The 26015-nt window shown below is 70.3% G+C and carries 27 protein-coding genes and 1 pseudogene; 19 read left to right on the plus strand and 9 right to left on the minus strand.

The window, feature by feature from the left end:
* From IF67_RS0105115 to IF67_RS0105125, 3 genes are all read left to right on the plus strand, one after another.
* The gene (locus IF67_RS0105115; protein WP_030982571.1) at positions 1–552 is read left to right on the plus strand and encodes a MarR family winged helix-turn-helix transcriptional regulator; all 552 of its coding nucleotides are present in this window, start codon (positions 1–3) and stop codon (positions 550–552) included.
* Positions 549–3176 (plus strand): MFS transporter, encoded by a 2628-nt coding sequence (locus tag IF67_RS0105120; protein ID WP_030982573.1) that lies wholly within the window; start codon positions 549–551, stop codon positions 3174–3176. Before IF67_RS0105115 ends, IF67_RS0105120 begins: the two co-directional genes overlap by 4 nt.
* A gap of 228 nt (positions 3177–3404) precedes the next feature.
* Complete coding sequence (locus tag IF67_RS0105125) at positions 3405–4874, plus strand: SDR family NAD(P)-dependent oxidoreductase (RefSeq protein WP_030982575.1); 1470 nt, start codon at positions 3405–3407, stop codon at positions 4872–4874.
* Here the strand turns inward: IF67_RS0105125 and IF67_RS0105130 are convergent.
* Positions 4853–5857 (minus strand): LysR family transcriptional regulator, encoded by a 1005-nt coding sequence (locus IF67_RS0105130; protein WP_030982576.1) that lies wholly within the window; start codon positions 5855–5857, stop codon positions 4853–4855. The genes IF67_RS0105125 and IF67_RS0105130 overlap by 22 nt on opposite strands.
* 124 nt (positions 5858–5981) lie before the next feature.
* On the opposite strand from IF67_RS0105130, the gene IF67_RS0105135 reads away from it, so the two are divergent.
* Entirely contained in the window at positions 5982–6599 is a 618-nt protein-coding gene (locus IF67_RS0105135) for a maleylpyruvate isomerase family mycothiol-dependent enzyme (protein WP_078889312.1), read from the plus strand.
* An 89-nt stretch (positions 6600–6688) separates the two neighbouring features.
* Here the strand turns inward: IF67_RS0105135 and IF67_RS44615 are convergent, their stop codons facing one another.
* Complete coding sequence (locus tag IF67_RS44615) at positions 6689–7759, minus strand: M3 family metallopeptidase (protein ID WP_234340982.1); 1071 nt, start codon at positions 7757–7759, stop codon at positions 6689–6691.
* A 127-nt stretch (positions 7760–7886) separates the two neighbouring features.
* Here IF67_RS44615 and IF67_RS44620 point away from each other — a divergent pair, with 127 nt between their 5' ends.
* The 3 genes from IF67_RS44620 to IF67_RS44130 all read left to right on the plus strand — a co-directional run bounded on the left by IF67_RS44620 (position 7887) and on the right by IF67_RS44130 (position 10248).
* The gene (locus IF67_RS44620; RefSeq protein ID WP_234340983.1) at positions 7887–8978 is read left to right on the plus strand and encodes a hypothetical protein; all 1092 of its coding nucleotides are present in this window, start codon (positions 7887–7889) and stop codon (positions 8976–8978) included.
* 23 nt (positions 8979–9001) lie between these two features.
* Complete coding sequence (locus IF67_RS0105145) at positions 9002–9439, plus strand: CBS domain-containing protein (RefSeq protein WP_030982579.1); 438 nt, start codon at positions 9002–9004, stop codon at positions 9437–9439.
* Positions 9440–9606: 167 nt separating this feature from the next.
* The gene (locus tag IF67_RS44130; protein WP_051817602.1) at positions 9607–10248 is read left to right on the plus strand and encodes an LppU/SCO3897 family protein; all 642 of its coding nucleotides are present in this window, start codon (positions 9607–9609) and stop codon (positions 10246–10248) included.
* A gap of 153 nt (positions 10249–10401) precedes the next feature.
* Here the strand turns inward: IF67_RS44130 and IF67_RS45930 are convergent, their stop codons facing one another.
* Both IF67_RS45930 and IF67_RS0105160 read right to left on the minus strand, forming a co-directional pair.
* Positions 10402–11094: a transglycosylase family protein gene (locus IF67_RS45930; protein WP_030982584.1), complete on the minus strand. Its 693-nt coding sequence runs from the start codon at positions 11092–11094 to the stop codon at positions 10402–10404.
* Positions 11095–11669: 575 nt separating this feature from the next.
* The gene (locus IF67_RS0105160; protein ID WP_030982586.1) at positions 11670–12149 is read right to left on the minus strand and encodes an EF-hand domain-containing protein; all 480 of its coding nucleotides are present in this window, start codon (positions 12147–12149) and stop codon (positions 11670–11672) included.
* Positions 12150–12494: 345 nt separating this feature from the next.
* On the opposite strand from IF67_RS0105160, the gene IF67_RS0105165 reads away from it, so the two are divergent.
* Together IF67_RS0105165 and IF67_RS0105170 are read left to right on the plus strand one after the other, a co-directional pair.
* On the plus strand, positions 12495–12923 hold the full coding sequence (locus IF67_RS0105165) for a hypothetical protein (protein ID WP_030982588.1): 429 nt from the start codon (positions 12495–12497) through the stop codon (positions 12921–12923).
* Between the two features lie 143 nt (positions 12924–13066).
* Entirely contained in the window at positions 13067–13798 is a 732-nt protein-coding gene (locus IF67_RS0105170; protein ID WP_051817605.1) for a L,D-transpeptidase family protein, read from the plus strand.
* Between the two features lie 112 nt (positions 13799–13910).
* Here IF67_RS0105170 and IF67_RS0105175 read toward each other — a convergent pair whose 3' ends face one another.
* Both IF67_RS0105175 and IF67_RS0105180 read right to left on the minus strand, forming a co-directional pair.
* Complete coding sequence (locus tag IF67_RS0105175) at positions 13911–14306, minus strand: thiol-disulfide oxidoreductase DCC family protein (protein WP_030982591.1); 396 nt, start codon at positions 14304–14306, stop codon at positions 13911–13913.
* A gap of 186 nt (positions 14307–14492) precedes the next feature.
* Positions 14493–15020 carry a MarR family winged helix-turn-helix transcriptional regulator gene (locus IF67_RS0105180; protein WP_030982592.1) on the minus strand — a complete coding sequence of 176 codons (528 nt, stop codon included), beginning with the start codon at positions 15018–15020 and terminating at the stop codon, positions 14493–14495.
* Positions 15021–15072: 52 nt separating this feature from the next.
* On the opposite strand from IF67_RS0105180, the gene IF67_RS0105185 reads away from it, so the two are divergent.
* The 6 genes and pseudogenes from IF67_RS0105185 (at position 15073) to IF67_RS0105205 (ending at position 20996) form a co-directional block, all read left to right on the plus strand.
* Positions 15073–15780, plus strand: coding sequence for a TIGR03086 family metal-binding protein (locus IF67_RS0105185; RefSeq protein WP_078889275.1), 708 nt, complete (start codon positions 15073–15075; stop codon positions 15778–15780).
* 164 nt (positions 15781–15944) lie between these two features.
* Entirely contained in the window at positions 15945–18416 is a 2472-nt protein-coding gene (locus tag IF67_RS0105190; RefSeq protein WP_030982594.1) for a hypothetical protein, read from the plus strand.
* 188 nt (positions 18417–18604) lie between these two features.
* Positions 18605–18979 carry a VOC family protein gene (locus IF67_RS0105195; RefSeq protein ID WP_030982595.1) on the plus strand — a complete coding sequence of 125 codons (375 nt, stop codon included), beginning with the start codon at positions 18605–18607 and terminating at the stop codon, positions 18977–18979.
* Positions 18980–18983: 4 nt separating this feature from the next.
* Positions 18984–19325, plus strand: coding sequence for an ArsR/SmtB family transcription factor (locus IF67_RS0105200; RefSeq protein WP_030982596.1), 342 nt, complete (start codon positions 18984–18986; stop codon positions 19323–19325).
* Positions 19322–19573, plus strand: a pseudogene (locus IF67_RS41125) (SRPBCC family protein); the annotation flags it as partial. The gene IF67_RS0105200 and the pseudogene IF67_RS41125, both read left to right, overlap by 4 nt.
* 184 nt (positions 19574–19757) lie before the next feature.
* The gene (locus tag IF67_RS0105205; RefSeq protein ID WP_030982597.1) at positions 19758–20996 is read left to right on the plus strand and encodes an FUSC family protein; all 1239 of its coding nucleotides are present in this window, start codon (positions 19758–19760) and stop codon (positions 20994–20996) included.
* 57 nt (positions 20997–21053) lie between these two features.
* Here the strand turns inward: IF67_RS0105205 and IF67_RS0105210 are convergent, their stop codons facing one another.
* Complete coding sequence (locus IF67_RS0105210; protein ID WP_037838838.1) at positions 21054–21470, minus strand: tautomerase family protein; 417 nt, start codon at positions 21468–21470, stop codon at positions 21054–21056.
* A 117-nt stretch (positions 21471–21587) separates the two neighbouring features.
* On the opposite strand from IF67_RS0105210, the gene IF67_RS0105215 reads away from it, so the two are divergent.
* Positions 21588–22517, plus strand: a complete 930-nt coding sequence (locus IF67_RS0105215; RefSeq protein ID WP_051817608.1) for a LysR family transcriptional regulator — start codon at positions 21588–21590, stop codon at positions 22515–22517.
* Positions 22518–22572: 55 nt separating this feature from the next.
* On the opposite strand, the gene IF67_RS0105220 is transcribed toward IF67_RS0105215, so the two are convergent.
* Positions 22573–22785 (minus strand): DUF4287 domain-containing protein, encoded by a 213-nt coding sequence (locus tag IF67_RS0105220; protein ID WP_030982601.1) that lies wholly within the window; start codon positions 22783–22785, stop codon positions 22573–22575.
* A 199-nt stretch (positions 22786–22984) separates the two neighbouring features.
* On the opposite strand from IF67_RS0105220, the gene IF67_RS0105225 reads away from it, so the two are divergent.
* The 3 genes from IF67_RS0105225 (at position 22985) to IF67_RS0105235 (ending at position 25200) form a co-directional block, all read left to right on the plus strand.
* Positions 22985–23218: a hypothetical protein gene (locus tag IF67_RS0105225; RefSeq protein ID WP_030982604.1), complete on the plus strand. Its 234-nt coding sequence runs from the start codon at positions 22985–22987 to the stop codon at positions 23216–23218.
* On the plus strand, positions 23205–24602 hold the full coding sequence (locus tag IF67_RS0105230) for an Asp-tRNA(Asn)/Glu-tRNA(Gln) amidotransferase GatCAB subunit A (RefSeq protein WP_030982605.1): 1398 nt from the start codon (positions 23205–23207) through the stop codon (positions 24600–24602). The genes IF67_RS0105225 and IF67_RS0105230 overlap by 14 nt, the downstream gene beginning before the upstream one ends.
* Positions 24603–24675: 73 nt before the next feature.
* Entirely contained in the window at positions 24676–25200 is a 525-nt protein-coding gene (locus IF67_RS0105235) for a GNAT family N-acetyltransferase (RefSeq protein ID WP_030982607.1), read from the plus strand.
* A gap of 273 nt (positions 25201–25473) precedes the next feature.
* Here IF67_RS0105235 and IF67_RS0105240 read toward each other — a convergent pair whose 3' ends face one another.
* Positions 25474–25977 carry a hypothetical protein gene (locus tag IF67_RS0105240; RefSeq protein WP_030982608.1) on the minus strand — a complete coding sequence of 168 codons (504 nt, stop codon included), beginning with the start codon at positions 25975–25977 and terminating at the stop codon, positions 25474–25476.
* Between the last annotated feature and the right edge of the window lie 38 nt (positions 25978–26015).

The following is a 26015-nucleotide window of genomic DNA, read 5'->3' on the forward strand; positions in this document are numbered from 1 at the left end:
ATGAGTAAGGGCACGGTCCATGACTGCGACCGGGCTGCCTCGCAGGTCACCGCCTCGTCGAGGCTGGATGAGGCTGCCGCCGGGCTGGGGACGGAGATCGTCCGCTTCTCGCGGCTGATCGCGGCATGGAAGCAGCGGGCCAAGACCGACGGCGGCGCCGCCGACCGGGTGCTGCTGGCCAGGCTGGTGGTCGGTGGGGACCAGCGGGCGACCGATCTGGCCGCCGACGCGTTCCTCGATCTGTCGACCGTCAGCCGTCAGGTGCGTTCGCTGGTCGAGCGGGGCCTGGTGACCCGTCGCCCCGATCCGGAAGACCGCCGCGGGTCCTTGCTGGCGGCGACCGATACGGGGCGTGCCGCTTTTGCGCACTACCGCGCTCAGCGCGACGCCGAACTGGCCGGGCTCCTCGAACCGTGGTCGCCCCAGGACCGGGCCGACCTGATCCGGTTGCTGGGCCGTCTCAACGAGGACATGGCAGAACGACAACACACACGGCTGACGACCGGGGGAGACCAGGGAGCCGCCGTGGAGCAGGGAGACATACGTACATGAGCACAGCCACCTCCCCGCCCGCCGCGGGAGCCGAGGCGATATCCGAACCAGGAATTCTGAGCCACCGTCAGATCCTCACCATCCTCAGCGGCTTGATGCTGGGGATGTTCCTCGCCGCGCTCGACCAGACCATCGTCAGCACCTCCATCCGGACCATCGCCGACGATCTGCACGGCCTCAGCCAGCAGGCCTGGGCGACCACCGCCTACCTGATCACCTCGACGATCGCCACACCGCTGTACGGCAAGCTGTCCGACCTGTACGGCCGCAAGCCGTACTACCTGGCCGCGATCACCATCTTCGTCGCGGGTTCGGTGCTGTGCACGTTCTCCACCTCGATGACCGAACTCGCCGCGTTCCGGGCGATTCAGGGCCTGGGCGCCGGTGGCCTGATGTCGCTGGCACTGGCGATCATCGGTGACATCGTCCCGCCGCGGGAACGCGCCCGCTACCAGGGCTACATGCTGGGCACCTTCGCCACCTCCAGCGTGGCCGGACCGCTGATCGGCGGGGCGCTCGCCGGACAGGACCAGCTGCTGGGCATCACCGGCTGGCGCTGGGTCTTCCTGGTCAACGTGCCGATCGGCATCGTCGCGCTGTTCGTGGTCGCGAAGGTGCTCAACATCCCGCACACCCGGCGCGATCACCGCATCGACTGGTGGGGAGCGTTCACCATCTCCCTCGGCGTCGTTCCGCTGCTGCTCGTCGCGGAGCAGGGCCGGGAGTGGGGCTGGGACTCGTCCCGGTCGATCGCCTGTTATGCCATCGGTGTCGTCGGCATCATCGCCTGGATCCTCGTCGAGCGGTGGATCGGCGATGACGCGCTGATCCCGATGCGGCTGTTCCGCAACGGCACCTTCAGCAAGACCAGTCTGCTGTCCGTGCTGATCGGTATGGGCATGTTCGGCGGGATGCTGATGATCCCGCAGTACCTCCAGATCGTGAAGGGTGCCAGTCCCACCAAGTCGGGTCTGGAAATGCTGCCGTTGATGGCGGGCATGATGATCGCCTCGATCGCCTCGGGCCAGATCACCGCCAAGACCGGCCGCTACAAAATCTTCCCGATCATCGGCACCGCGCTGATGATCGCGGCGATGCTGCTCTTCCACTTCAGGGTCCAGTGGGACACGCCGCTGTGGGAGACCATGGCGTACATGCTGGTCTTCGGCCTCGGCCTGGGCGGCTGTATGCAGACCCTGGTACTGGCCGTGCAGAACGCGGTGCCCCCGCGGGACATGGGTGTGGCGACCGCCTCGTCCACGTTCTTCCGTCAGATGGGTGCCACCGCGGGTACCGCGATCTTCCTGTCGGTGCTGTTCAGCACGGTCGGTGACAAGATCTCCTCGGCGTTCAAGGACGCCGCCTCCACCGAGCGTTTCCAGGCCGCGCTGCGCGACCCCGCGGTGCTGCACGACCCCGCCAACAAGCCCGTGCTGGACATGCTCAAGCACCCCGGCAACGGCAACTCCTCGGGTGTGCTCAGCGATTCGTCGTTCATCCAGCACCTCGATCCGCGGCTGGCCGAGCCGTTCAAGCGCGGCTTCGCCGACTCGATGCACACCGTGTTCCTCATGGGCGCGATCGTCGTGGCCGTGGCCTTCCTGCTGATGTGGTTCATCAAGGAGGTGCCACTGCGGCAGATCTCCGGTCTACAGGCCCGTGCGCAGGCCGACGCCGAGGCGGAGTCCGCCAAGGACGCGGCAGGCGCCGTCGACGGTGCGGCGCACGGTGCCGAGGGCGCGGCAAAGGGCGCGGACACGCGGACGGCGGCCGAGCCGGCCGATGTCCCGGTCGCCGACGCCGTGCCGGTCCTCGCCGCGATGCCCACGGGCTCCGCGGACCGCGGAACCGGTGCGACCGGTCCGGTGATCCACGGGACGGTGCGGGACGGCGACGGCAGGCCGGTGACACAGGCCGCGGTCACCCTCATCAGCGTCGGAGGCCGGCAGCTCGGCCGTACGTCGTCCGGGGCCGACGGTGGCTATGCGCTGCCCACGACGGGTGCCGGCACCTATGTGCTGATCGGTTCCGCGGGGGCCCGCAGGCCGCAGGCCGTGACCGTGGTGGTGGGCGGCGAGCCCGTGTCGTTCGACCTGACCCTGAGCGGCGCGGCGGGTCTCTCCGGCGAGGTCCGCGAGGAGAAGGGCGACGAGCCGGTGGCCGGCGCACTCGTCGTGGCCACGGACGTACGCGGCGAGGTCGTCGCCTCGGGCGTGGCCGGCCAGGACGGCGGCTTCGCGTTCGGGGAACTGACTCCGGGCAGCTACACCCTGGCCGTCAGCGCCGAGCACCACCGCCCGTCCGCCCTCCAGGTGGAGGTCACCACCGGCAACCGCAACTGGTACGAGGTGCGGCTGACGCTCGGCGCCCAGGTCCGCGGCACCGTCCGGACGGTACGCGGCGGACCGGTGGACGACGCCCGGGTGACCCTGCTGGACCCGGCGGGCAACGTGGTCGCCACCGCCACCAGCGGTCAGGACGGTGAGTACGTCTTCACCGACCTCGACAGCGGGGAGTACACCCTGATCGCCGCCGGCTATCCGCCGGTCGCCGCCCCGCTGCATGTGGGGGCTGCCGGACAGAGCGAGTTCGACATCGAGCTCGGCCACGACCCGGCGAGCTGACGCACGGCGAAGGATGCAGGTGAGGGGCCCGGCGGGGAAGGAGCGGCGGGCCTCTCACCCGTGACCGGCCAGGACGCGGAGCCGTGTGCGCAGGGCGCCGAAGCACCCTCGGGCGCCCTGCTCCCGGGCGGGGCACTGCCCACCGGGTTTGGCGCTGCCGCCCCGGCCTACGTAAAGTTCCGCCGAAGCTTGAATAGAACACACGATCCCAGGGAAGCGGCAGCGGCAATGACGGTGACCGAAACAGGCCGGGCCGATGGCACGGGTATCGACTCGGAGCGGATGGCGGTCTGCCTGAGCGTGCTCGAGGAGCTCGACGCGCTGCCCGTCGACCACCCGGACGCGATCGCCATACGGCGCGCCACCGCCGGTATCTACCGCTCGGTGAAGCAGCGCCGCCGCCAGGAACGCCGGGCGGCCAAGACCGCCAACGACAGGGCCGTGACCGCGGCCACGGCCACCGGCGCGCCCGACCGGATCGACGACGAGACACAGGGACTGGCCCTCACCAGCTCCGTGACCACGGAGATCGCCGGCATCCTGAAGCGGCCCAGGTCCTGCTACACCTGCAAGTCCCGCTACGTCGAGGTCGACGCCTTCTACCACCAGCTCTGCCCGCCCTGTGCCAAGGAGAACCGGTCCCGCCGCGACGCCCGCACGGATCTCACCGGCAGGCGCGCGCTGCTCACCGGCGGCCGGGCGAAGATCGGTATGTACATCGCCCTCCGCCTGCTGCGCGACGGCGCTCACACCACCATCACCACCCGCTTCCCGAGTGACGCCATCCGCCGCTTCAAGGCGATGCCGGACAGCGCGGAGTGGCTGCACCGACTGAAGATCGTCGGTATCGATCTCCGTGACCCGGCCCAGGTCATCGGGCTCGCCGATGCGGTGAGCGCCGAGGGCCCCCTGGACATCCTGATCAACAACGCCGCCCAGACCGTCCGCCGGTCGCCCGAGGCGTACGGACAGCTGATCGCCGCCGAGTCCGCCCCGCTGCCCGCCGGGGAACTGCCCGCCTCCCTCGTCTTCGGCCACTTCGGCAGCGGTGCCCCCGCCGCCCCGGCCGCCCTCACCGCCGCATCCGCCACACACAGCACGCTGAGCGCCGAGGACATCACTGCCCTCGCCCTGACCACCGGCTCCACCTCGCCCGCCCGGATCGAGGCGGGTACCGCGATCGACGCCGGCGGCCTGGTACCGGATCTGCACGCGACCAACACCTGGATCCAGAAAGTGGACGAGGTCGACCCGGTCGAGCTCCTGGAAGTCCAGCTGTGCAATATGACCGCGCCCTTCCTGCTGGTGAGCAGGCTGCGCCCGGCGATGGCCGCGGCCGCCGCGCGCCGCAAGTACGTGGTCAACGTCTCGGCGATGGAAGGCCAGTTCAGCCGCGGCTACAAGGGCGCGGGCCATCCGCACACCAACATGGCCAAGGCGGCGCTGAACATGCTCACCCGCACCAGCGCCCGGGAGATGCTGGAGAGCGACGGCATCCTCATGACGGCCGTGGACACCGGCTGGATCACCGACGAGCGCCCGCACCCCGACAAGATGCGACTGGCCGAAGAGGGCTTCCACGCTCCCCTCGACCTGGTCGACGGCGCGGCCCGGGTGTACGACCCGATCGTCCGCGGCGAGATGGGCGAGGATCTGTTCGGCTGCTTCCTGAAGGACTACGCCCCCGCGGCCTGGTGATCCTGACCGCCGGTCGCCGCAGGCCGGAGAGAGTTCCCGGCATGCGGTCCGGCCGGCGGTTTCTCGCCGGTTCCCGGTACGGGAAGACTGGTACGCAGCCTTCCCAGGAGGGCTCTGGCGGCGGGGCCGGCGGGTCCCTCCGTCCGCCAGGTCAGGGCGACCCGGCCGCGTGGCCGCGGCGCGGTGATCTCCAGCATCCGCAGACCGGCCGCTGACGCCTCGGCCGCCGGCAGCGCCGGGATGACGGCCACGCCGAGGCCCCGGGCCGCGAGCCGCGCCAGCACATGAGGGGCGGCCGCCTCGAAGGCGATACGGGGCCGGATTCCCGCTTCCGCGCAGGCACGTTCGAGCACCCCGCGCAGACCCGTACCGCGCGGCAGGCTGATCAACGGGCGCTCGCGGAGGGCAGCCAGCGGGACGCTCGTACGGTCCGCGTGCGCCGCCAGCAGGGGGTCGCCCGGCGCGACGGCGGCGACCAGGGGCTCGTCGACCACGACCTGGCAGGAGACGCCTGGCGACGGTTCCTCGTCCGCGAGGCCGAGCACGGCGATGTCGAGGTCACCGCCGTGCAGTGCGGCGAGCATCCGTTCCGAGGTGTCTTCGGTGAGGGAGATCTCGACCTGTGGGTGCTCATCGTGGAAATCGGCCAGGAGGGAAGCCAGATCGAATCTGCGGGTGCTGGCCCCCGAGACCAGGCCGACCCGGACGCGACCGCGGAGCAGCCCGCTGAACTCGTCCACGGTCTGCCGTATCTCCTCGACGGCGGCCAGCGCGGCCCGCGCATACGTGAGGACGGCCTCGCCCACCTCCGTCATGGTCACCGAACGGCCCGAGCGGTCCAGGAGCGGCTGCCCCAACTCCCGCTCCAGCTGCCGGATCTGAGCGCTCACCCCTGGCTGCGCCAGATGCAGTCGGGCGGCGGCACGGGTGAAGTTGGCCTCCTCGACCACGGCGACGAAGTACTGCAATTGCCGAAGTTCCATAACTCCTGATTCTAAGGAGGAGAACAGCCAGCTCTTGGACTTATGGGGAAGGGAGCAAGATCCTTGCAACCAGGGGAAGTTCGAGAGCCGGATCCCCTGGGGGAGGAGAACTCGGATGACGCAGATGACTGTCGAAGCGGCGATCGCGGCCGAACGCCGGGAACTGGCGGACCTGTTGGACGGCCTGACGGTCGAGCAGTGGGAGGCGCCGACACTGTGCGCGGGGTGGCGGGTGCGGGATGTCGCGGCCCATATGTCGATGGGGTTCCGCTACTCGCTCCCCAAGATGGCCGCCGAACTCTTCAGAGCGAGGGGAAATATTCACCGGATGGCCGACCGGTGTGCCCGCAGGGACGCGGCCGCCGCCTCGACCGGTGAGCTCGCCGACCACCTCCGGGACAATGCGCACCACCCCTGGAAGCCGCCGGTCGGCGGCATCACGTCGGCGCTGGGGCACGACGTGGTCCACGGCCTGGACATCACCGTCGCCATCGGCCTCGACCGGCGGGTTCCCGAGGACCGGGTGCGCATCCTCCTGGAGAAGGTCACCCGCAAGTCCGCCGCGTTCTTCGGAGCCGACCTCAGCGGTACCGAGCTCCGGGCCGACGATCTCGACTGGTCCTTCGGCACCGGAACGCCGCTGTCCGGCGCGGCCCAGGATCTGCTGCTGGTCGCGTTCGGCCGCAAGCTCCCGCCCGGCCGCCTGCACGGTGAACGGCACCACCGGTTCGTCACCGGCTGAACCCCGGCCGACGGCGCGACCGCCGGGGTTCAGCCGGCACGGAGCAGCCGCCGGCCCTGCGCCCTCAGGCCGGGCGCCGCCTGCGAGGATCAGCCGTCCAGCCCGTGGCGTGCCAGCAGCGGCGCGAGTTCCGGGTCCCGCCCGACGACCGCGCGAAATGCCCCGAGCGGGTCGACGCTGCCGCCCTTGCTGAGGAGTTCCCGGCGGAAGATCTCCCCGCTCTCGCGGACCGTCTTTCCGTTCTCGCGGAACCAGCGCACGGTGTCGGCGTCCAGCACCTCGGCCCAGCGGTAGCCGTAGTACCCGGCCGCATAGCCGCCGCTGAAGACATGGGCGAAGTACCCGGTGCGATAGCGCGGCGGGATCGCGGCCGACGCAAGACCGTAGCGCTCCAGCGCGGCCGCCTCGAACGCCTCGGCCTCGTCGGCCCCCGGTGTGTCGCCGTCGGCGGAGAGGGTGTGCCAGGCCCAGTCCAGCACCGCGGCGGCCTGGTGCTCCACCATCCGGAAGCCCGCACCGAAGTTCTCCGTCTCGCGCAGCCGGGCCGGCAGTTCGGGCGGCATCGGCTCACCGGTGACGTGGTGCCGGGCGTAGTGGGCCAGCACCTCCGGCCAGTCCGCCCACATCTCGTTGACCTGGGAGGGGAACTCGACGAAATCGCGCGGCACTCGGGTGCCGGACAGCAGCGGATAGCGCACAGCGGAGAACAGGCCGTGCAGCGCATGCCCGAACTCGTGGAACAGGGTGTGGACCTCGCTCCAGGTCAGCAGCACCGGCTCGCCCGCCGGAGGCTTGGCGACATTCAGGTTGTTGACCACTACCGGCTTGTGGCCGAGCAGGCGGGACTGCGGCACCAGTGCGTCCATCCAGGCGCCGCCCCGCTTGGACTCGCGGGCGTGGAAGTCGCCGATGTACAGGCCGAGCGGGCTGCCGTCGGTGTCGTGCACTTCGTAGATGCGGGCGTCCGGGTGGTACGACACCAGGTCGGGGCGCCGGGTGAAGGTGATCCCGTAGACCAGCTCGGCGGCGTGGAAGACACCGTCGTGCAGCACGGTCTCCAGCTCCAGATAGGGCCGCAGTGCCGCCGCGTCGAGGTCGAACCGCTCCTTGCGCACCCGCTCGGAGTAGTACTGCCAGTCCGCCGCGCGGATCTCCGCCACCCCGGCCGCCTCGGCCAGGGCCGCCCTCCCGCGCGGCGTTGGCGACGGCGGGGGCGACCAGCCGGCCGAGCAGCTCCTCGACCGCGTCCGTGGTGCCGGCCGTCCGGTCCGCGACCTCCCAGGCGGCATGGCTGGGGTAGCCGAGCAGGGCGGCGCGCTCGGCACGCAGGGTGGCCAGGCCGACGGCGACCGGCCCGTTGCTGTCGATGCCGCGCCCGAGGGAGGCGGTGAGCAGCCGCTCGCGCAGCGCAGGGTCGTCGAGCGCGGCGAGCTCGGTCTGGCAGGAGAAGTTCTTCAGACTGAGCACGAACTTGCCTTCGTGTCCCAGCGCCCGGGCGTTCGCGGCGGCGGCCGCGATCTGGTCCTCGGGCAGGCCGGCCAGCTCCTCGGCACGCTCCAGTACGAGCGCCGCGGCCGCGGTGGCCGTCCGAAGGTTCTGCCCGAACTCGGTGCACAGGGCGGCGATCTCGGCATTCAGCTCGCGCAGGCGCCGCTGCTGCTCCGGGCCGAGCCGCGCACCGGCCCGGACCCGGTGGGTGTGGTGGCGCTCCAGCAGCTGCAACTGCTCCGTGTCCAGCCCGAGTTGCCCGCGCCGCTCGAAGAGCGTGTCCAGCCGGGCGAACAGGGCGGAGTCGAGCAGCAGCGCGTCGTCATGGGCGGCCAGCAGCGGAGCGATCTCGACCTCGAGCGCCTGGACCTCCTCGTCGGTGTCCGTCGCGGCCTTGTTGTAGAACACCCGGCGCACCCGGCCGAGAACCGCGCCGCTGCGCTCCAGCGCCTCCACGGTGTTCTCGAAAGTCGCCGGCTCGGCGCAGGCACCGATCGCCGCCACCTCTGTCAGCTGGTCGGCCATTCCACGGGCGAAGGCGGCGGGAAAGTGATCGTTCCGGATCCGCGCGAAAGGCGGCAGTTCGTAGGGCAGATCACTCGGCTCGAAGAAGGGGTTGGACGTCGTCACAGTCACAAGGGCCGACACTACGCCCGGGGGCGCTGTCCGGTCCCGCAGTCGCCCCATCACGCCGGAGTGCGGGGGCAGTTGGCTCCCGGGATGCGCGGCGGCGGGCCGGGGCACGAGCGCGTGACCTCACTCCGTCTTCCCCTCCCGCGCACTCGCCGCATGACGAGTGATCCCGCCCCGCCGCGGCAGGGCCTTCCGGGCCGTTCTCCGGTGAGCGTCGTGCGGCCATTCGTGGTGTCATCGAAGCGAGGCAAGCAATAAGGACTCCTGTGGCAGGAGGAATCATGGCCAGCAAGCTGCGAGCCCGAGACATCATGTCCGGCGGAGCGCATTGTGTGGGTGCACATGAGTCGTTGATGGATGCGGCGAAGATGATGCGGGATCTGGATGTCGGGTGCCTGCCCATCTGCGGTGACAACAACCGGCTCATGGGCATGATCACCGATCGCGACATCGTCATCACCTGCTGTGCCGAAGGGGTCGACCCGATGACGGTGCAGGCCGGTTCCATGGGCGGGAAGGTCCACTGGATCGATGCGGACGCGGACGCCTCCGAGGTCCTGCGGACCATGGAGGAGCAGCACATCAAGCGCCTGCCGGTGATCGACGTCAAAGGCGGCCACCGCCTGGTGGGCATGATCACCGAGGCCAACCTCGCCAAGAACCTCAGCGACGCACAGATCGCGGAATTCGTCAGCCGGGTGTACGCGACCGCCGGCTGAGGTGCCTGTCCGGGCGACGGCAGGCAGGCACCGAGGACGACCCCTTCGACCAATGGGCCACCGCGGCGGGCGGTGGCCCCACCCGTTAACCTGCGGTGATCAACTTTTCGCCCACAGCGCTGGGCACCTCCTCGGATTCGCCATGGCGAAGGGAATTTTCTGTGTCCATGCCCTCCCCGCCGCAGGGTGGCTACAACGCGCCGCAGGGCGGTCACCCTCCTTACGGCCAGCCGCCCCAGGCGCCGTACGGGCAGCAGCCTCAGGCGCCCTACGGGCAGCCGGGCCAGGCGCCGTACGGGCAGCCGGGCCAGCCTCCCTACGGCCAGCCGGCGCAGGCCCCGTACGGCGGGCCCGGAATGCCGCAGCAGGGCGGCTACCCCGGGGGCCCGATGCCGTCCGGCGGCGGCCCCGTGCCCGGGGGCCCCGGCGGCCGGCCGCCGCGGCAGGTGCGCATACCCGGCTTCGTCCGCGCCCTCGTCGTCCTTCTGGTCTTCGGTGGGGTTGCCGCATGGGTGGTGCTGCACCAGGACGAGTACAACGCCGAGGCCCACAAGCGCCCCAAGGTCGACCCGCGCAGCGTCGGCCTCGCCAAGGTCGGCGACTGCGTGGAGCAAACCGGCGGTACGGACGACGAGCCGGACCTCAAGCTGATCGACTGCGCGAAGCCGGCTGCGAAGTACAAGGTGGTCAAGACCGAGGCGCACTCCGAATGCAAGCCCGGAGAATCCCGCTACCGGCAACTCGACGGCCACTACGAGACAGTGAACCTCTGCATGACGCGGGTCGGCGAGACGACGACCACACCGTAGGTCCGCGGTGCACCGGCCGTCACGTGTACGGCCCCGCCGCCACGTCCCGCGGTGGCCCGTCCCCACCGACGGGCCACCGCAGCGTGAAAGGGCGGAGTATCAGCGGAATTCCCCTGGGGTGGACCAGAGAATTCCCGCTATTCCGTTACGCGTTCAGTGACCGCCGGAACGAGGCACGGCCAGTCGCATGCCGGGGAAAATCAGGTGCGGATTCGACCCGATCACCTGTCGGTTCAGCCGGTAGAATTCCCGCCAGCCGAGGCCGTGCGTGTAGGCGATTCCGCTGACCGTGTCGCCGGCGTTGACGACGAGCGAGCCGTTGGTACTCCGATGGCGTCCCACTTTGTATCGCTTCTCATGGGACTGCGGATGGCGGGCCCGCGCCCGGGCCGACGGGTCCGCCTGTCGCTGCGGCGCGGAGCGCGGGGCGGTGGTCCGCGGAGTGCGGTGCGCGGTGGCCGAGTTGAGTCCCAGCGAGGCCGAGCAGGCCGGCCAGGCACCCCAGCCCTGACGTGCCAGTACCCGTTCCGCCACCTGGATCTGCTGGGACCGGCTCGCCCGCGCCGCCCGTGACGCGTAGGCACCGCCGCCGAAGGAGTGCCAGGTGGAGTGGGCGAGCTGGAGCCCGCCGGAGAATCCGTTCCCGGTGTCGATACGCCAGTTCCCTCCGCTCTCGCACCCGGCCAGGCGGTCCCAGGCCCCGCCTCCCCGGGCCTCGGCGGGCTGCCCGGACGCCAGGTTCAGCGTGCCGGCCGCGAGCAGGACTGCTGCTGCCGTGATGCCCCGGACACCATAGCCCCGGAATTCACTCCGGGCAGGCGATTCCGAAACCTGCGGAATTTCCATGCGTCTACTCCCGTCGCTCGCCGCGCAGTTTCCTGGCGGTCATTCAAGAAACCTGACGCGTTTGCGGTGTCCGCGTTCGAATGGTGCTCGAACCGCGATTTCCGTGCGGCGCCATGAATTTGACGGGGATGAGACAACCATGCCGTGAGTTCGCCTCGGCAGAGCGCGCGGTAGCGCCGCCGCTGCCCGGCCTGCCCCCTTGCCGTCGGAGCGCGGCCGTGCTTGGTGCATCCGCACCTGTTCAGACGGGCAGGGGCGCACCCCTCGCCCCGCAGGCGCATCACACCCCCGAGTCCGCCGATCATGTGCCCGGCCCGGGGGTGTCCGCCGAGCGCACCCGGCGCACTCGATGCACGCGTTGCGCAGGTCCGCATGCACCGCGCACGGGCCGTTGGCAGTGCAACGGCCCGTTCTGCCCTGGTGCAACGGCGCGTTTCGCACCGGTACCGCTGGTCGTAGAGGCAGAACCCACCCGGCTGACGACGGCCTCCGCGCCGGGGGAGTGCGCGGAGGCCGCCTCGTTCCGCCGTCGGGCCGGGGGGCGGAGCCCGTCGGCGCCGCTGACGCCTACGCGCTCACGTTGCCTGCCATGCGTCCACCATCAGCCGCCCGTCGCCGTCCTGGTCCAGCGCCGCGAAAGCCGCCTCCGCCTGGGCGTCCGAGTACCCGGCCGCGCGGTGCACCGTCGCGAAGTCCGCCAGACTGACCACACCGTCCCCATCGGCATCCGCCAGGGCGATGGTGGCGGCGACCGACGGCCCCACGACTCTGCCGAGGGCACCCGACTCGCCGGCCCGCGCGAACGCTGTGACGAACTGCTCCCGGTCCAGGCGCCCCGCACCGTCCACCTCCGCCAGGGCGGCGAGCTCGTCGAAGGTGTTGCGCATCCCCGCACGCAAGGCCTGTGCCTTGGCGGACTCTTCCGGTTCGCCCACCGCTTCCGTCAGCACGCGCGCCCGCTCGGTGAAGTCCTGTGCGGTCAGGTAGCCGTCGCCATCGGTGTCGTACAGGGAGAAGCGGTGCTCGTACTCGGCGCGCAGGGCATCGTTGATCATGCGTCGTCCCTTCCGGAGGTGTGGCTCCCGGCGGAGCCCGGGGAGGCGGCCGTTCGCGGGGTGCCGCGACCACCCGCCATGAGCACATTAAGTCGCCACGTGATGGCGGAGCGTCATCGAGGGGCGGTGTGTTCGGGGTCCCGCCGCAGGGGGAGGCGGCGGCGGGTCCAGGCGGCCCGATACGGACGACAGGCGACTTATTATGGCGAAAAGATGTGCGATTTCATGAGGGAGATCACGTAGGATCACGCTCCAAAGTGAATAACTGTCGCAGTCACCCCCACAGGTGGATATTCCTCCGCCGAACCGGACCAGGGTGACGGCGCAGGGGGGAAGGAAACCTCGATGAAGTCGTCCCGTCTCCGGCATCGCCTCGCCGGTACCGCAGCCGTCACCGTCCTGGTCGGCGCGGGTGCACTGGCCGCCGCGCCGTCCGCGGTCGCCAAGGCCAACCTCCTGACCATCAACAAGGTCGCGATGCACGCGCCCGACCTACAGGTGAAGGTCACCTACTCCTGCGACCCCGGCATGAACCATCAGCTGGTCGCCCACGCAATGAAGATCAACCAGCCCGGTCCCGAGGAGCCGGTCGCCGCCGGCACCATCAAGACGGACAAGCTCACCTGCGACTACAACAGTCACGCGGCCCAGATCACCCTGCACACGGCCCTCGGTTCCCACTTCGACAAGGGCGAGAAGGCGAAGGTGGCTGTCTTCTACTTCGACAACGACGGATTCAGCTACGCGCGCCAGGAGACCGTCGTGGTGCTGTAAGCGCGGCCGTCGCCCCGGCGGACCGGACCGGATACCCGTCCGTCCGCCGGGGCGGCTCGCCCGGTCGGCCCGTGGCGACGTATCAGATATTTCGGGTCGGTCACGCCTGCAACCGACGGGTCGGGCAAACAGTCCTACGGGGCATGAAAAGACAACTGAACCCGGGTATACGGCGGTCCGGCGCCGGTCGCCGGGCGGGCGCGGCGCTCGCCCTCACGGCGCTGACCATCCCGCTGACGGTGGCCTTCGGCTCCACGGCCCAGGCCGCCACCGCGTCCTCGTGCACCGCGAGCCGCGGCCCCTACCAGAAGCAGGCCGAGAAGTTCCTCGGGCTTCCGGTGGACGGCCGGCAGTCGGCGGCCGACTGCCGGGCGATCCGTGCCTTCCAGACCAGCCACGGCATCACCCCGAACATCGGCTACGCAGGTCCCGTCACCTGGGGCGTGATGAGCGTCGTGGCGCAGCAGAAGGCGGCCGGGAGCAATCCCAACAAGGCCCGTAAGTGCCCCACCGACAAGGGCCGGATCGCCTGTGTCGACCTGACCCGCCAGCTCAGCTGGATCCAGGACGGATCGAAGCTGGTGTTCGGGCCGGTACCGATCCGCAGCGGCCGCGACGGCTACGAGACCCGCACCGGCGCCAAGAAGATCTACTGGCGCAACCTGCATCATGTCTCGACGATCTACCACGTGGCCATGCCGTACAGCCAGTTCTTCGACGGCGGTCAGGCGTTCCACTCCATCAGCGGCAGCGTCTGGTCGGCCCCCGGCTCGCACGGCTGCGTCAATATGCGCAGCAACGACGCCAAGAAGTACTGGTCCCTGCTCAAGAACGGTGACGACGTCTACGTCTACGGCCGTAAGTCCGGTACCTGAGCCCCGGACCGGGCGGACCGGGCGCCGCTGCGGGGGCGAGCGTCCGATGGCGGGAATGTCAGCGGGCGCCCTGCCGTCGTCACGCCGGCCGGCCCCGTCCGGTCGGAACCCGCTACGCCCGCTTCTGCGTACGCGGGGCGGAGGGCACCGCACAGGCAGCCGTACCGCCCGGCATCCGCTGGCGGTTGTTGGCGATGACCCTGTACGCACCGTGGGCGAGCCACCGTACGGGCGGGAGCGTGAGCAGCGCGCCCACCACCGGCCACCCGCCCCGCGCGCTCATCAGCAGCTTGGCGACAGCCTGGGCGCCACCGTGCACGGCGCCGCCCGGCGTCACCCACAACACTTCGTGCTCGGCGCGCTGTTGAGCGATGCCGAGCCCTGCGAGATCGGTGAACTGCCAGGGCGTTGCGTCACAGCGCGGCCGCAGACGCCGCTCCGCGAACCGCACCGAGGACGTGCAGAAGGCGCAGTCGCCGTCATAGACAAGTACGGGTTGCCTCTGCATCGTTCCGTCACCTCTCGCGCGGGTGCCCTGGCGATCACCATGATAGGTGCAGGGGCACCACAGGACCGGAGAGGGGCGGACGTCCGCTGCGGGCCATGACGCGGTAACCGGCTGTGGGTGGGGCCGGTGCTCGGCAGCCGCCCGTGAAGGGATCTTCGGAAGCCCGCTACCAGGTCCGGCCGGCCGCTAGGTTCTGCGCCTTCGGGCGGCGTCGGGTCCGGACGAGGACGGCGGCGAGCCCCGTCCAGGCTTCAGTTCCGGCAGCGCGGACAACGCCTGGAGCCCCTTGAGGAAGCCGGCGCGGTCGGCGGCCGGCAGCTGGGTGAGCAGTCGCTCCTCGCCCTGCTGGATCGCAGTCTGCACCTCATCCCGCAGCCGCCGGCCCGCTGCGGTGAGCGACAGCAGGCGTACCCGTCGGTCCTGGGGGTCCGGCTGACGGCGGATCAGCTCCCGTGCCTCCAGGTCGTCGAGCACGGCGATGATGCGGGTCTTGTCCGCCCGGATGGCCTCGGCCAGCGCCGCTTGCGTGCGGATCGGTGTCTCGTCGAGGTGCAGCAGCACCGAGTACGCCCACATCGTCAGACCGTGCGCGTCGAGGATCGGCTGCTCGGCGGCCATGAGTGCGCGGCCCAGGGGCACGATCATCGCCGCCAGATCGGGACGGGGCGGCCGCCCCCCGGGTGTGGTGCCGCTGTCGGCTGCGTTCTCGGCCATGGCCATGAAAATACCCGTTGACAATTCATGTGCTCACGCTGATCGTAAGTGCATGCATACGAATAATGCACATCGCGAGGACGCGCCCACACCGCACGTGGACTTCGCACGCCTCCGGCGCCTCAACGCCCGGGCGGTCCGGGACAGCGTGACCCTGATACGCCGGATGTCCCCCGCCGACCTCCGCAGGCCAACCCCCTGCGCGGCGTGGACACTGGCCGATCTGCTCGCCCATATGACGGCCCAGCACCACGGGTTCGCGGCGGCAGCGCTCGGGCACGGGCAGGATCTGTCGCACTGGTCGGTCGGACCGCTCGGCCCGGATCCCGTCGCGCAATACCGCGACGCAGCGGAACACGCCGTCGCGGCCTTCGCGACCGTGGAGAGCCCCGACCGTGCGTTCGCCCTCCCCGAAATCACCCGCGCGCGGACGTTCACCGCCGCCTGCGCGATCGGCTTCCACCTCATCGACTACGTGGTGCACAGCTGGGATGTCGCCCGCACCCTGGACCTCCCGTACGCACCCGGCTCCGACCTCCTCCGGGCCGCACTGCCGATAGCCCGCGCCGTCCCGGACGGCGACTCCCGGCGGGCCCCGGGCAGTGCCTTCCTGCCGGGGCTGTCCGTGGCCAACGACACGGGCACCCTGGAGCAGATCCTGGCGGCTCTCGGCCGTTCGCCGGACTGGCGCACCCCCCTCGTCCGTGACCACCACCCCGGTCCGGAGCGCGGCGCGGCGGGCCCGGACACCACCTACTGAGGTCCGGGCGCAGACGGGCGTACGGCCTGCTGAACTTACGTACCCAGCGGGCGGTTTGGTGCTGCCAGGGCATTGTCAGTGGTCCATGCCACGATCGATTGCGTACGGACCGATGCCGTACGGGCCACTGCCTGCCAACCGCCCCCGAAGGGAACCAACCCCCTGTGACCGCCAGCTCCCGCTCCGCGCTCCGTTTGGCGCTGAGCCTCGCCGATCCGGACACCGCCGACGCGCTCGCCGAGCGGATGGTGCCACAGCTGCTGGGTGTTCTCTCCGACCGCTTCGGGCTTCCGGAGGAGATGGTGGAAGAGCTGTTGGGTGCGGACCCCGTGCAGATGCGGGCGGCGCTGGACATAGATCCCAAGGAATGGCTCATGGCGGCGGCGGAGACCGGCGATCCGGTGGTCGGCCGCGCGTTGTGGCATGCGATGTACCGCAATGACGCGGGGTACCAGGAGCACGCGATGGAGGAGATCCCCGGCCTCCTGGCGACGCTTCTGTACGCCGCCGACCTCGCGGATCCGCGCTGGTACGAGGACGACGGCCTCTTCCCGCTCTTTTACGAGGAGCTCTCAGGCCCTCTGCTCGTGGCCATCCTGACCAGCGGGTTCCCCGGCGTGAACGCGCTTTCCCTCGCGGCGTTCGCGGTGCACCTCCCGCCGCCGGTCGTCGTGGACACCTGCCTCGGCCTCCTGGAGATCTGGGGCAGCACGGAACCGTTCGCCGTGTTCCTCGGCCTGCTCGATGACCTGCCGGACCTGGACACCGGGCATCCATGGCTGCCGGATCTCCTGCGGCAGGCCCTCGATGCCCCCGATCCGGAATCGTTCCTGAAGGAGCACCGGCCCGCCGGGGAGTGGGAAGACCCGGAGCATCTCCGCGCGCTGCTGGCGCTCCGTTACGGTGACATCCGGGACGTCCCCGGGGCGAAGCCCGACGGTCTCGACTGGGACCTGATCCGCCGTGAACACCAGCGCCTCTCGTTCGGCCCGGAGAACCCCCGGTGGCCGGGCTTCCGGTACGACACCCCGCTGGGCCGGCTCGCCCGGTGGGAGGACTGTCCCGCGGACCTGATGATGGAGAGCTTGCGCAACTACCCCGCCGGGACCGCGCTGGACGCCGCCGAGCTGCCCTTCGAGGCGCTCGTCGGCCCCGAGGCGCAGACGAAAGAGATGTACCTCTCGCCCATCCTGGAGCGCGGCATAGGCAGCGGCCGGTATTCCGTGGACCGGGTGCTGGCCGAGGTGGGGCCGGCGGTGGACGTGCTCGACTCGCTGCCGTACGACCACGCACCGACCCGCAAGGCCGTCGCCGGGCTGCTCGCCTGGCTGGGCAAGGATCCCGTCAACTGGCTGACGTGCTACGCCCGGATGGGGCGCGCCCGCGGCAGCGTCGCCGAGCTGATCGTGGACGTCACCTCACCGAACTCCCGCAAGAAGCGCTGCACCAGCTGGCCGTGGCCCCAGGAGGCGAAGTTCCCGGTCGGCCACCCCCGGAACTCCCGGGCGGCATTCCTCGCCATGTTCCGGTGTGCCACGGAAGAGGTCCAGAAGGCCGTCGTCCCGCACCTCGACGCACGGGCCGTGCAGCATCTGCTGGTGTTCGGCGAGCCTTCCCCGGCGGTCCGCGACGCGGTGGTGGCCGCCCATGGGCTCCCGGCCCAGGCCGCGATGGCCGCCTCCCACCACCTCTCGGAAGAGCAGGTGGACTACCTCCTGGATCTCGACGAACCGACGGTGGACGCCCAGTTGTTCCACCATGCCCCCCTCGACCGGCTTGAACGGGAGCGGCTGCTCGCCGGACGGCTGCGGGGCGGCGGTATCCGCCCGGTGCCCGAGGAACTGCTCGCGGTGCTGGAGGACATCACGGTCAACGACTACCGCGACCGGTTCCTCGCGGGTCTGGAATCCGGCGACCTCGGTGTGGCCCGTACGGTCGTCGGCCGACTGCGGCTCCATGTGCCGGCCGGCCGGACCCGGCTGCTGATCGCCGTATGGGAGCGCGGCGGCCCGGATGCCGTACGGGAGATCCTGGCCATGGACCGCCTTCCGGCCCGGCTGAAGCGGTGGACCGAGCGGGCGCTCGACGCCCCGGACGGCCTGGAGCGGTTGCGCGCCCGGCTCGCCGAGGAGGAGTCCCCGGCCGGGCTCACCGAGTTCCTCACCGCGACCACGGATCCTGGTACACGATTGCGCCGGCTTCTCGCCGAGGGCTACCAGCGGCCCTGGGAGGGGCTCATGGCGGCCCACCATGCCGACGGCCTCCCTGCCCCGCTGGTGAACGAGCTGGTGGAGCACCCGGACTGCCCCCGCGAACTGCTGCTGGCCGCCCTGGCGACCACTCCCGAGTCGGGGGCGGACTGGATGCGTGACGCGCTGCGGAGCGGCCGCCTGACCCTCGAAGACCTCGTGACCCGTGCCGCCCCCGCTCGTGCCGCTCTCGCCTGTCTGCGGCGGTACGCCGACGACCGGACCGATGCCGCGGCCCGGCAGTCCGTGCGCGACCGGGCCGCGGCCCTGACCGGGGAGCATCTGGGCACGGACGTCGAAGCGTGGTCCGCCTGCCTCCAACTGCTGCCGGCCTTTGCCGGAACTCTTCTCGAACTCGTCACGGCAGCAGGGGAGAGGGCGCGGTGACGGCCAACAGCTCGTCCACTCTGATCCGCCCGGCCCGGCAACTCGCCGACCGATCCGGCCACCGTGGACATCCTTGCCGAGTGGCCGCGCCCAAGTCCCGTGTCGGACACGTCTGCGACAGGCCAACGCATACGTAGGGATTTCCCTACATTTGACAGGTAGGGAGATGCCTACCTATCGTGAGTGCCATGAACATCACTCACGCCTCCTTCCTCACCCTCCCGGTCTCCGACCAGGACCGGGCCCTGGCGTTCTACACCGAGGTCCTCGGCTTTGAGGTCCGGGTGGACCGCCAGGTCGGGTCCATGCGCTGGCTCCAGGTCGCGCCCAAGGGGGCCCAGACCGTCTTCACGCTCTCCGGTCCCGGGATGGGTGATTTCCTGCCCGGCTCCACGCAGGGGATCATGTTGGTCACGGCCGATGTCGACGCCGACTGCGCGAACCTGGCCGCGGCCGGGATCGAGGTGAACGGTCCGGACGACGTTCCCTGGGGGCGGATGGCCGGCTTCCGTGACCTCGACGGTAACGGTCTGATGCTGCTCACGGAGAAGGAAGGGCTCTGAGGCCATGGTCACGACGGGTGCCGACGAGGACCGCGTGTTCGCCGCGCTCGCCAACGGTACCCGCCGCGAAGTGCTGAGGCTGCTGCGCGAGCGCGGCCCGCAGCCCGTCCAGTCCCTCGCCGACCACTTCGACATGCGCCGCCCCAGCCTCTCGGAACATCTGAGGGTGCTGCGGGAGGCCGGTCTCGTCTCGGAGGAGAGGGCGGGGCGCCAGCGGATCTACCGGCTCGAGGCCGCGCCCCTCGCCGAGGTGCAGGACTGGCTCCATCCGTACGAGCGGTTCTGGCGCGACAGGCTCAAGGGCCTGGGGGAGCTTCTCGACCATATGCCGGACGACGAGACATGACCTCGGCGGTCGAAAACCCAGGTGATCCGGAAGATCTCACCACCGTCCGGGTCGATCAGTTCCTCGCCCATCCGCCGGCCAAGGTCTGGCGTGCGCTCACCGAACCCGACCTGATCGCCCAGTGGCTGATGCCGGCGGACTTCCGCCTGGAGGTCGGCCATCGCTACACGATGACCACGCTCCCACGCCCCAACACCGGCTTCTCCGGCACCGTGGCGGCCGAGGTGCTCGCCTACGAAACCGGGCGGAACGCCGCAAGGGGTCACCGCAGGGGGAACGGGGGTATGACACCGGTTCTCGATGACGGCGGGTGGTTCTCCGGCACGCGCCGCACGGGCGGACACGATCACGGTCGGGTGAGATGTGCGGGCCATCGCGGCGACCGATGTTGCCTCCGGTGGGAAGGAGGGGAGAAGGGGAAAGGGATAGAGGGTGCGCGAAGCCACCGACCCCTTGCTGGATCTCGTCCGTTGGCACAGCGAGCCCATCGTCGCCCAGACGTTCCGCTCGACCGTGGCCGCCGTGATCTCCTATGTCGTCGCCCTGCTGCTGAGCAGCGAACCGGCGCCCCTGACCGCACCGCTGACCGCTCTGCTCGTCGTCCAGGTGACCCTGTACACCACCCTCACCACCAGTGTGCGCAGGGTGAACGCCGTCGTGGTGGGGGTGGTCATCGCCATCGGCTTCAGCTCCCTGGTGGGCCTGACCTGGTGGAGTCTGGGGCTGATCATCCTCGCGTCGCTGGTGATCGGGCGTTTTGTCCGGGCCGGTGAGTTCGTGCCCGAGGTGGCGATCAGCGCGATGCTGGTGCTCGGGGTGACGACGACGCGGGTGGCGGCGACGGCCTGGGACCGGGTGCTGGAGACGCTGATCGGGGCGGTCGTCGGACTGCTCTTCAACATGCTGTTCGTGCCACCCCTGTGGGTGCAGCCCGCCAGTGAGGCCATCGAGGGCCTGGCCGCCCGGATGAGCCGGTTGCTGCTGAGCCTGGGCGACCAGGTGACGGGTCATACGTCCGTCGAGGAGGCCGCGGCCCGGCTGCACGAGGCGCGGCGGCTGGATCACGACATCGTGCAGGTGGACGAGGCGCTCCGGCAGGCGGAGGACAGCCTTCGGCTCAACCCCCGCGTCAAGGAGGGCCTGCTCTCCCGTGTCGTCCTGCGCACCGGGCTGGACACCCTGGAGATCTCCGCGGTGGTGCTCCGTACGGCGTGCCGCACACTGACCGACCTCGCCAAGGCGCGGACCGACGAGTCGCTCTTCCCTCCGGCCATCGCCACCGCCCTGCGGGAGCTGTTCGGCCATATGGCCCGCGCGATCGAGAGCTTCGCGGTTCTGATCACCACGCAGGTCAGCGCCAATGCGGAGGAAGCCGAGGACCGGCTCGTCGAGGAGCTCGCCGCCAGCCGCGAGAGCCGCGAGACCGTCGCGCACCTGCTCCTCGACACCGTGCGGGACCATCCGCGCCAATGGCAGCTGCACGGCGCGCTGCTGGCCGAGATCGACCGGATCCTCGACGAGCTGGACGTGGCGAAACGCTCCGAGCGGCTCGTCGAGGAGCTGAACCGCCAGTCCCGCGAACAGCGGGAGAAGTTCCGGTTGGTGGACAAGCTGCGGGGCCGGTTGCGCCTGGGACGGCCGGGGCGCCACACCACGGACGTGGCGCACTAGGCGGCATCACACCGGCACCGTCACCGGCGCGATGCAGCTCGGTCGGCCGCAGGCGGCTCAGCGGGCGGTGGGGGCGGCCGGTACACCCCCGGCCCGGCGGTAGAAGTCGAATTGGGTCACTCCGTTGTAGCCGTAGCTCTCGGGGTGGAGTTCGTGCAGCGCGACGCCGGACCGGGGAAGCGGGCCGAGGAGGTCCGACAGCAGCTCACCGGCCTGGGCGATGAAGGCCGCCTTCTCCGTGGCGCTGTTCGTGCCCATGGTGATACTGGCCTCCACATGTGCGTCACGGACGCTGGTCAGGGGCCTGCCGTCGACGTAGTAGCTGCCGGCCGGAACCAGGTTGAGATGGACGATGGTCCTCGCGCTGGACTTGTGCAGGACCGAGACCGCCAGCCGGGTCAGCCCCTCGGCAACGGCGCGCTGGACGTCGGCAGAGAGGTCGGGGTCGGTGACGGTGACCCGGAAATACGGCATGGCTCTCCTCGGTACGAGCTGGGGATGTCTCCGCCGGAGCCGGCGGACGGAGCAAGCGTCGCCGAGCTGGCACCATAGATCCAACGCATAGATGTCATAGGTATATGAGGCGGCCGCATGACCGTGAATCTTCCTCAGCTGAGGGCCTTCCTCGCCGTCGTCGATGCGGGCGGCTTCAGTGCGGCCGCCGCCGAGTTGGGCATGAGCCAATCGGCGGTGTCGCACGCCGTCGCCTCCCTGGAACGCGAGTTGACCGCCCCGCTGTTGGTCCGGGCCACCCCCGTGCGGACCACCGTGCTCGGCGAGCAGGTTCTGCCGCACGCCCGTATCGCGCTGTCGGCGGTCCGGTCCGTGGAGCAGATCGCGGCCGATGCCACCGGGACCATGACCGGCACCGTGCGGCTGGCCTCCACACCAACGGTCTGTCAGGGACTGATTCCCGGCCTGCTCCGGCACTGGTGCGAGGACCAGCCGCGGATCACCGTGCGGGTCTTCGAGGGCGACAGCAGCGAAGTCTCGGCCTGGCTGGAGGACGGGACGGCCGATGCCGCCGTACTGATCGACCCTCCGCCCGGCCCCGGCATCCAGCTCGCCATGGACGGCTACCGGGCCTTGCTGCCACGGGACCACCCCCTTGCGGGTGAGCCGCTGGTCGACATCCGCGACCTGGAGGACGACCAGTTCCTGATCTCACCCAACGGCTGCGAGGCCCGCATCCGTACGATCCACCATCTGGCCGGGCTGCGCTTCACCCCCACTCACCGGGTGCGGGATCTGGCGACCCTGATCAGCATGGTGCAGGCCGGTATCGGCGTGACCGTCCTGTCCGAGGTCTCCCGCTCGTTGATCCCGCCCGACCTGATCCTGCTGCCGCTGGCGCCCCAGACCTCGCGCCGCCTCGTCCTGACCGGGCCGGATGCCCGCCCCTGGCACCCGGCAGTCCGCACCTTGGCAGAGTCGGCCGCCCACTATCTGGCCCGAACCGATTCCGGGTCGCCCTTCGCGGGGGAAGGACCGGCGCCGGCCTTGCCTCAGCACGTGCCATGAACCGCAGGGGGCGGACAGTTCCTGGCCACGGGGGTCAAGTCCCAGGCGGCGCGTTCTACTTGCCGTTGGCCTCCGCGAGGGTGTGGGCCACAAGGGCGTTGGCGTGGCCGTGCCCCAGGTTGTGTTCGGTCTTGAGCCAGCTGACCAGTTCCATGTGCTTGGTCAGGGGTGAGGTGTGGATGAGGTGCTTCCACTCGGCTATCGGCCGGCCGTACTTCGTCTCGATCGACGGAAAGTAACTGGCGGGTCCCTTCACGGTGTCAGTCATGGCCGCAGTCTGGCACCTGCCACTGACAACGCGGCGCGGCCCGGCTGCATGGGGCTCCCTTCCCGCTACGGGTAAAAGCTATTTGTTTGCGTTAGGTGAAGCGAGGGCCTATTCTGCTCTAAGGCAAAGATTTAGCTTTTGTCGCGTGGTGGCTGGGTCGTGGCTCAGCAGTTCACGCGCACCTACACGGAGGGCATCCATGAGCGCCGTCGAACTCACTGCCGCGGAGGCCGCCCGTTGCGCGCTCCGCGCCGGGCTCCCGCTGGCGGGCGAACGTCACGCCGACGTGGCCGCCACCGCGAACCACATCCACGCCGTCATCAGCACCTTGCGCGACCTCGACTTCGGGGAGACGCTCCCCGCCGCTCATGCCGCTCATGCCGCTCATGCAGCCCACGTCGTCGAACGGGAGGTGGCGGATGCGTCCGTATGAGCTGACGCTCACTCAGGCAGCCGCGGCTCTGCGGGAGGGGGAACTGTCCCCGCTGGAGCTGACTTCTTCCCTGCTCGAACGCATCGACGCCGTCGAGAAACGTCTCGGGGCGTATGTCACCGTGGCGAGCGAGGCGGCGCGTGGCTCGGCCGCGCGAGCGGAACGCGACATCGCGGCCGGCCGGTACCGCGGCCCGCTGCACGGCATCCCTTTCGGTCTGAAGGACCTCATCGATGTCGCCGGCATGCCGACCACGGCCAGTTCCCGGGTCAGGGCGGCTCATGTGGCGCAGGCGGACAGTACCGTCGCCACGCGGCTGTTCGAGGCCGGGGCGGTCCTCCTGGGCAAGACGCAGACGCACGAATTCGCCTACGGGCTGACGACGCCTCAGACGCGTAATGCCTGGGACCCCGGCCGCGTCGCGGGCGGGTCGAGCGGTGGTTCCGCGGTCGCGGTGGCCGCAGGTGCGGCGACCTTCGCTCTGGGCACGGACACCGGAGGTTCCATCCGCGTACCCGCGGCACTGAACGGAGTCGTCGGGCTCAAGCCGACATACGGCCTCATCTCCCGGCACGGCGTCATCCCGCTGTCCTGGTCCCTGGACCACGTCGGCCCCCTCACGCGCACGGTGCAGGACGCGGCGCTCGTGCTCTCCGCGCTCAGCGGCCACGACCCCGCGGACCCGGCCTCCCTCCCCACGGCCCCGCGCGACTATCCCCTCCCTCGCGACGGGGACTTGAAGGGCCTGCGGATCGGCGTACCGGTCAACTACTACTTCGACCGCGTCAGCCCCGAGGTCGAAGCCGCCGTGCGGAGTGCCCTCGCCCAGATGTCGGACCTCGGGGCCGACCTCGTCGAGGTCGAGATTCCGATGGCCCAGTACGTCCAGGCCACCCAATGGGGTCTGATGGTCCCGGAGGCGACCGCCTACCACGAGCAGACGCTGCGGTCGGCGCCCGAGCTGTACGCGCCGGACGTCCGGGTCCTCCTTGAGGCCGGCGAGCTGGTTTCCGCCGGTGACTATCTTCGGGCACAGCGGGCCCGCACTCTCATGCGCCAGGCATGGGCGGAGATGCTCGACCGGGTCGATGTGATCGCTGCGCCCACGGTGCCGATGACGGCGGCCAAGACCGGACAAGAGGTGGTCGAGTGGCCGGACGGCACGACGGAGAGTGTCTCCGATGCCTACGTGCGCCTCTCCGCCCCCGCGAACATCACCGGAGTGCCGGCGCTGACGCTGCCGGTCGGCCGTGACCACGCGGGCCTGCCCATCGGAATGCAGTTGATGGGGCCGCCCATGGGGGAAGCCGTCGTGCTGCGTGCCGGCCATGCCTACGAAGCGGCCCGGAACCATCGCGGCGCGTTGGCTCCCGTGGCGGCCTGAAGTGAATCGTCCCCACCACGATCGCCGCCACGAGGGATCTGGGGCGGTGGTCCGTCACCCCCGGAGCACCTATATGCCGCTCGTCGTGGAAGCCGAGGTCATCCGTACCGGCCGGCTGACCCTTCTGCCGCTGCTGGTCGAGCATGCCGAGGAACTGGCCGCGGCGCTGTCCGATCCGGACCTGCACAACTTCATCGGCGGAGCCCCGGCGACCCCGGAGGCACTGCGCACCCGCCACGAACGACTGGTGGCCGGCTCGCCCGACCCCGCCGTCACCTGGTGCAACTGGGTGATCCAGCTCCGCGATCAGGGCTGCCTGGCCGGCACCGTCCAGGCGACGGTCACCGCCGAGAGGAACGGAAAGGCCGCTGAGATCGCCTGGGTGGTGGGGACGCACTGGCAGCGGCGCGGCATAGCCACCGAGGCGGCCCGGGGACTTGTCGCCTGGCTCCGCCGGCAGCACGTGCGGACTCTCGTCGCTCACATCCACCCGGATCACGCGGCATCCGCTGCCGTCGCCGCTGCTGCCGGGCTCACGCCCACGAGCCAGGAGCAGGAAGGCGAGATCAGGTGGGAGTTGAGCGAGGAAGGTGGTTGAGCGAGGAAGGCGGCTGAGCGGGGGTGGCGGTTGAGAGGGGGCGGCATCTGGGGAATCGGCCAGGAACGGTGAGACGTGGTCAGGCGGTGCCGGACCCTGAGAGGTCACGGAAGAGGAGACGTACGGCCGTACCCGGTGGCTCGCACGGCGGGGCCCGTTCTCAACGAGCCCCGCCGGGCGAACCCGTACCCGGATTCGGCACCGGATCCCGTACCCGAATTCCGTACCGGACCCCGTACCGGATCCTGGACCCGGCCGTGCCGGGCGGCAGGGTCAGTGGGCCAGCAGGCGGTGCAGGGCCATCGGCGTCACATAGCCGGGCCAGCGGCCGTCGGCGAACAGGTGCACACCGGCGTCCAGATAGCACTGATCGACGAGTTGGGAGCAGATCATGTGCCGGGTGCTGGCGACATAGCGGCGCAGTCCCGGAACGGGCAGGTGGAACCGGTGCGTGGCGATCGCCAGGTAGTCGAGGAAGCTGTAGGGCACCCCGACGTAGCGGGCGGCGGCCGCGCAGATGTCGGTGCGCTGCTGCTCGGTGAGCCGGTCCGGGCAGACGTAGACCACGTCCGCGTCGGTGTAGGCGGTGAGGGGCATGATGCGGGCCCCGCCCGGTTCGGCCTCCAGCAGCCGGTCGTCGGGCAGGACCAGGAAGGCGTGTTCGTAGTCGGCGAAGCCGTCGCCGTTGATCCACTGTCCGAAGCGGATCAACTTGCCGGCAGCGCCGGATATTTGGGTGAGTCCGATGTCGCCGGGCAGGGGAGGGGTGTGCTTCATGAGCAGCTCCCGGGAGCAAAAGGGGGGTTCCCGTGGGT

Source organism: Streptomyces sp. NRRL S-1813 (assembly GCF_000719605.1).
GTDB lineage: Bacteria > Actinomycetota > Actinomycetes > Streptomycetales > Streptomycetaceae > Streptomyces > Streptomyces decoyicus.

What these genes read in the sequence shown, in the direction of transcription:
- IF67_RS0105115 (WP_030982571.1), top strand. Translation starts at nt 1, where the DNA reads ATGAGTAAGGGCACGGTCCATGACTGCGACCGGGCTGCCTCGCAGGTC.
- IF67_RS0105120 (WP_030982573.1), top strand. Translation starts at nt 549, where the DNA reads ATGAGCACAGCCACCTCCCCGCCCGCCGCGGGAGCCGAGGCGATATCC.
- IF67_RS0105125 (WP_030982575.1), top strand. Translation starts at nt 3,405, where the DNA reads ATGACGGTGACCGAAACAGGCCGGGCCGATGGCACGGGTATCGACTCG.
- IF67_RS0105130 (WP_030982576.1), bottom strand. Translation starts at nt 5,857, where the DNA reads ATGGAACTTCGGCAATTGCAGTACTTCGTCGCCGTGGTCGAGGAGGCC.
- IF67_RS0105135 (WP_078889312.1), top strand. Translation starts at nt 5,982, where the DNA reads ATGACTGTCGAAGCGGCGATCGCGGCCGAACGCCGGGAACTGGCGGAC.
- IF67_RS44620 (WP_234340983.1), top strand. Translation starts at nt 7,887, where the DNA reads ATGGCTGGGGTAGCCGAGCAGGGCGGCGCGCTCGGCACGCAGGGTGGC.
- IF67_RS0105145 (WP_030982579.1), top strand. Translation starts at nt 9,002, where the DNA reads ATGGCCAGCAAGCTGCGAGCCCGAGACATCATGTCCGGCGGAGCGCAT.
- IF67_RS44130 (WP_051817602.1), top strand. Translation starts at nt 9,607, where the DNA reads ATGCCCTCCCCGCCGCAGGGTGGCTACAACGCGCCGCAGGGCGGTCAC.
- IF67_RS45930 (WP_030982584.1), bottom strand. Translation starts at nt 11,094, where the DNA reads ATGGAAATTCCGCAGGTTTCGGAATCGCCTGCCCGGAGTGAATTCCGG.
- IF67_RS0105160 (WP_030982586.1), bottom strand. Translation starts at nt 12,149, where the DNA reads ATGATCAACGATGCCCTGCGCGCCGAGTACGAGCACCGCTTCTCCCTG.
- IF67_RS0105165 (WP_030982588.1), top strand. Translation starts at nt 12,495, where the DNA reads ATGAAGTCGTCCCGTCTCCGGCATCGCCTCGCCGGTACCGCAGCCGTC.
- IF67_RS0105170 (WP_051817605.1), top strand. Translation starts at nt 13,067, where the DNA reads ATGAAAAGACAACTGAACCCGGGTATACGGCGGTCCGGCGCCGGTCGC.
- IF67_RS0105175 (WP_030982591.1), bottom strand. Translation starts at nt 14,306, where the DNA reads ATGCAGAGGCAACCCGTACTTGTCTATGACGGCGACTGCGCCTTCTGC.
- IF67_RS0105180 (WP_030982592.1), bottom strand. Translation starts at nt 15,020, where the DNA reads ATGGCCGAGAACGCAGCCGACAGCGGCACCACACCCGGGGGGCGGCCG.
- IF67_RS0105185 (WP_078889275.1), top strand. Translation starts at nt 15,073, where the DNA reads ATGCATACGAATAATGCACATCGCGAGGACGCGCCCACACCGCACGTG.
- IF67_RS0105195 (WP_030982595.1), top strand. Translation starts at nt 18,605, where the DNA reads ATGAACATCACTCACGCCTCCTTCCTCACCCTCCCGGTCTCCGACCAG.
- IF67_RS0105200 (WP_030982596.1), top strand. Translation starts at nt 18,984, where the DNA reads ATGGTCACGACGGGTGCCGACGAGGACCGCGTGTTCGCCGCGCTCGCC.
- IF67_RS0105210 (WP_037838838.1), bottom strand. Translation starts at nt 21,470, where the DNA reads ATGCCGTATTTCCGGGTCACCGTCACCGACCCCGACCTCTCTGCCGAC.
- IF67_RS0105215 (WP_051817608.1), top strand. Translation starts at nt 21,588, where the DNA reads ATGACCGTGAATCTTCCTCAGCTGAGGGCCTTCCTCGCCGTCGTCGAT.
- IF67_RS0105220 (WP_030982601.1), bottom strand. Translation starts at nt 22,785, where the DNA reads ATGACTGACACCGTGAAGGGACCCGCCAGTTACTTTCCGTCGATCGAG.
- IF67_RS0105225 (WP_030982604.1), top strand. Translation starts at nt 22,985, where the DNA reads ATGAGCGCCGTCGAACTCACTGCCGCGGAGGCCGCCCGTTGCGCGCTC.
- IF67_RS0105230 (WP_030982605.1), top strand. Translation starts at nt 23,205, where the DNA reads ATGCGTCCGTATGAGCTGACGCTCACTCAGGCAGCCGCGGCTCTGCGG.
- IF67_RS0105235 (WP_030982607.1), top strand. Translation starts at nt 24,676, where the DNA reads ATGCCGCTCGTCGTGGAAGCCGAGGTCATCCGTACCGGCCGGCTGACC.
- IF67_RS0105240 (WP_030982608.1), bottom strand. Translation starts at nt 25,977, where the DNA reads ATGAAGCACACCCCTCCCCTGCCCGGCGACATCGGACTCACCCAAATA.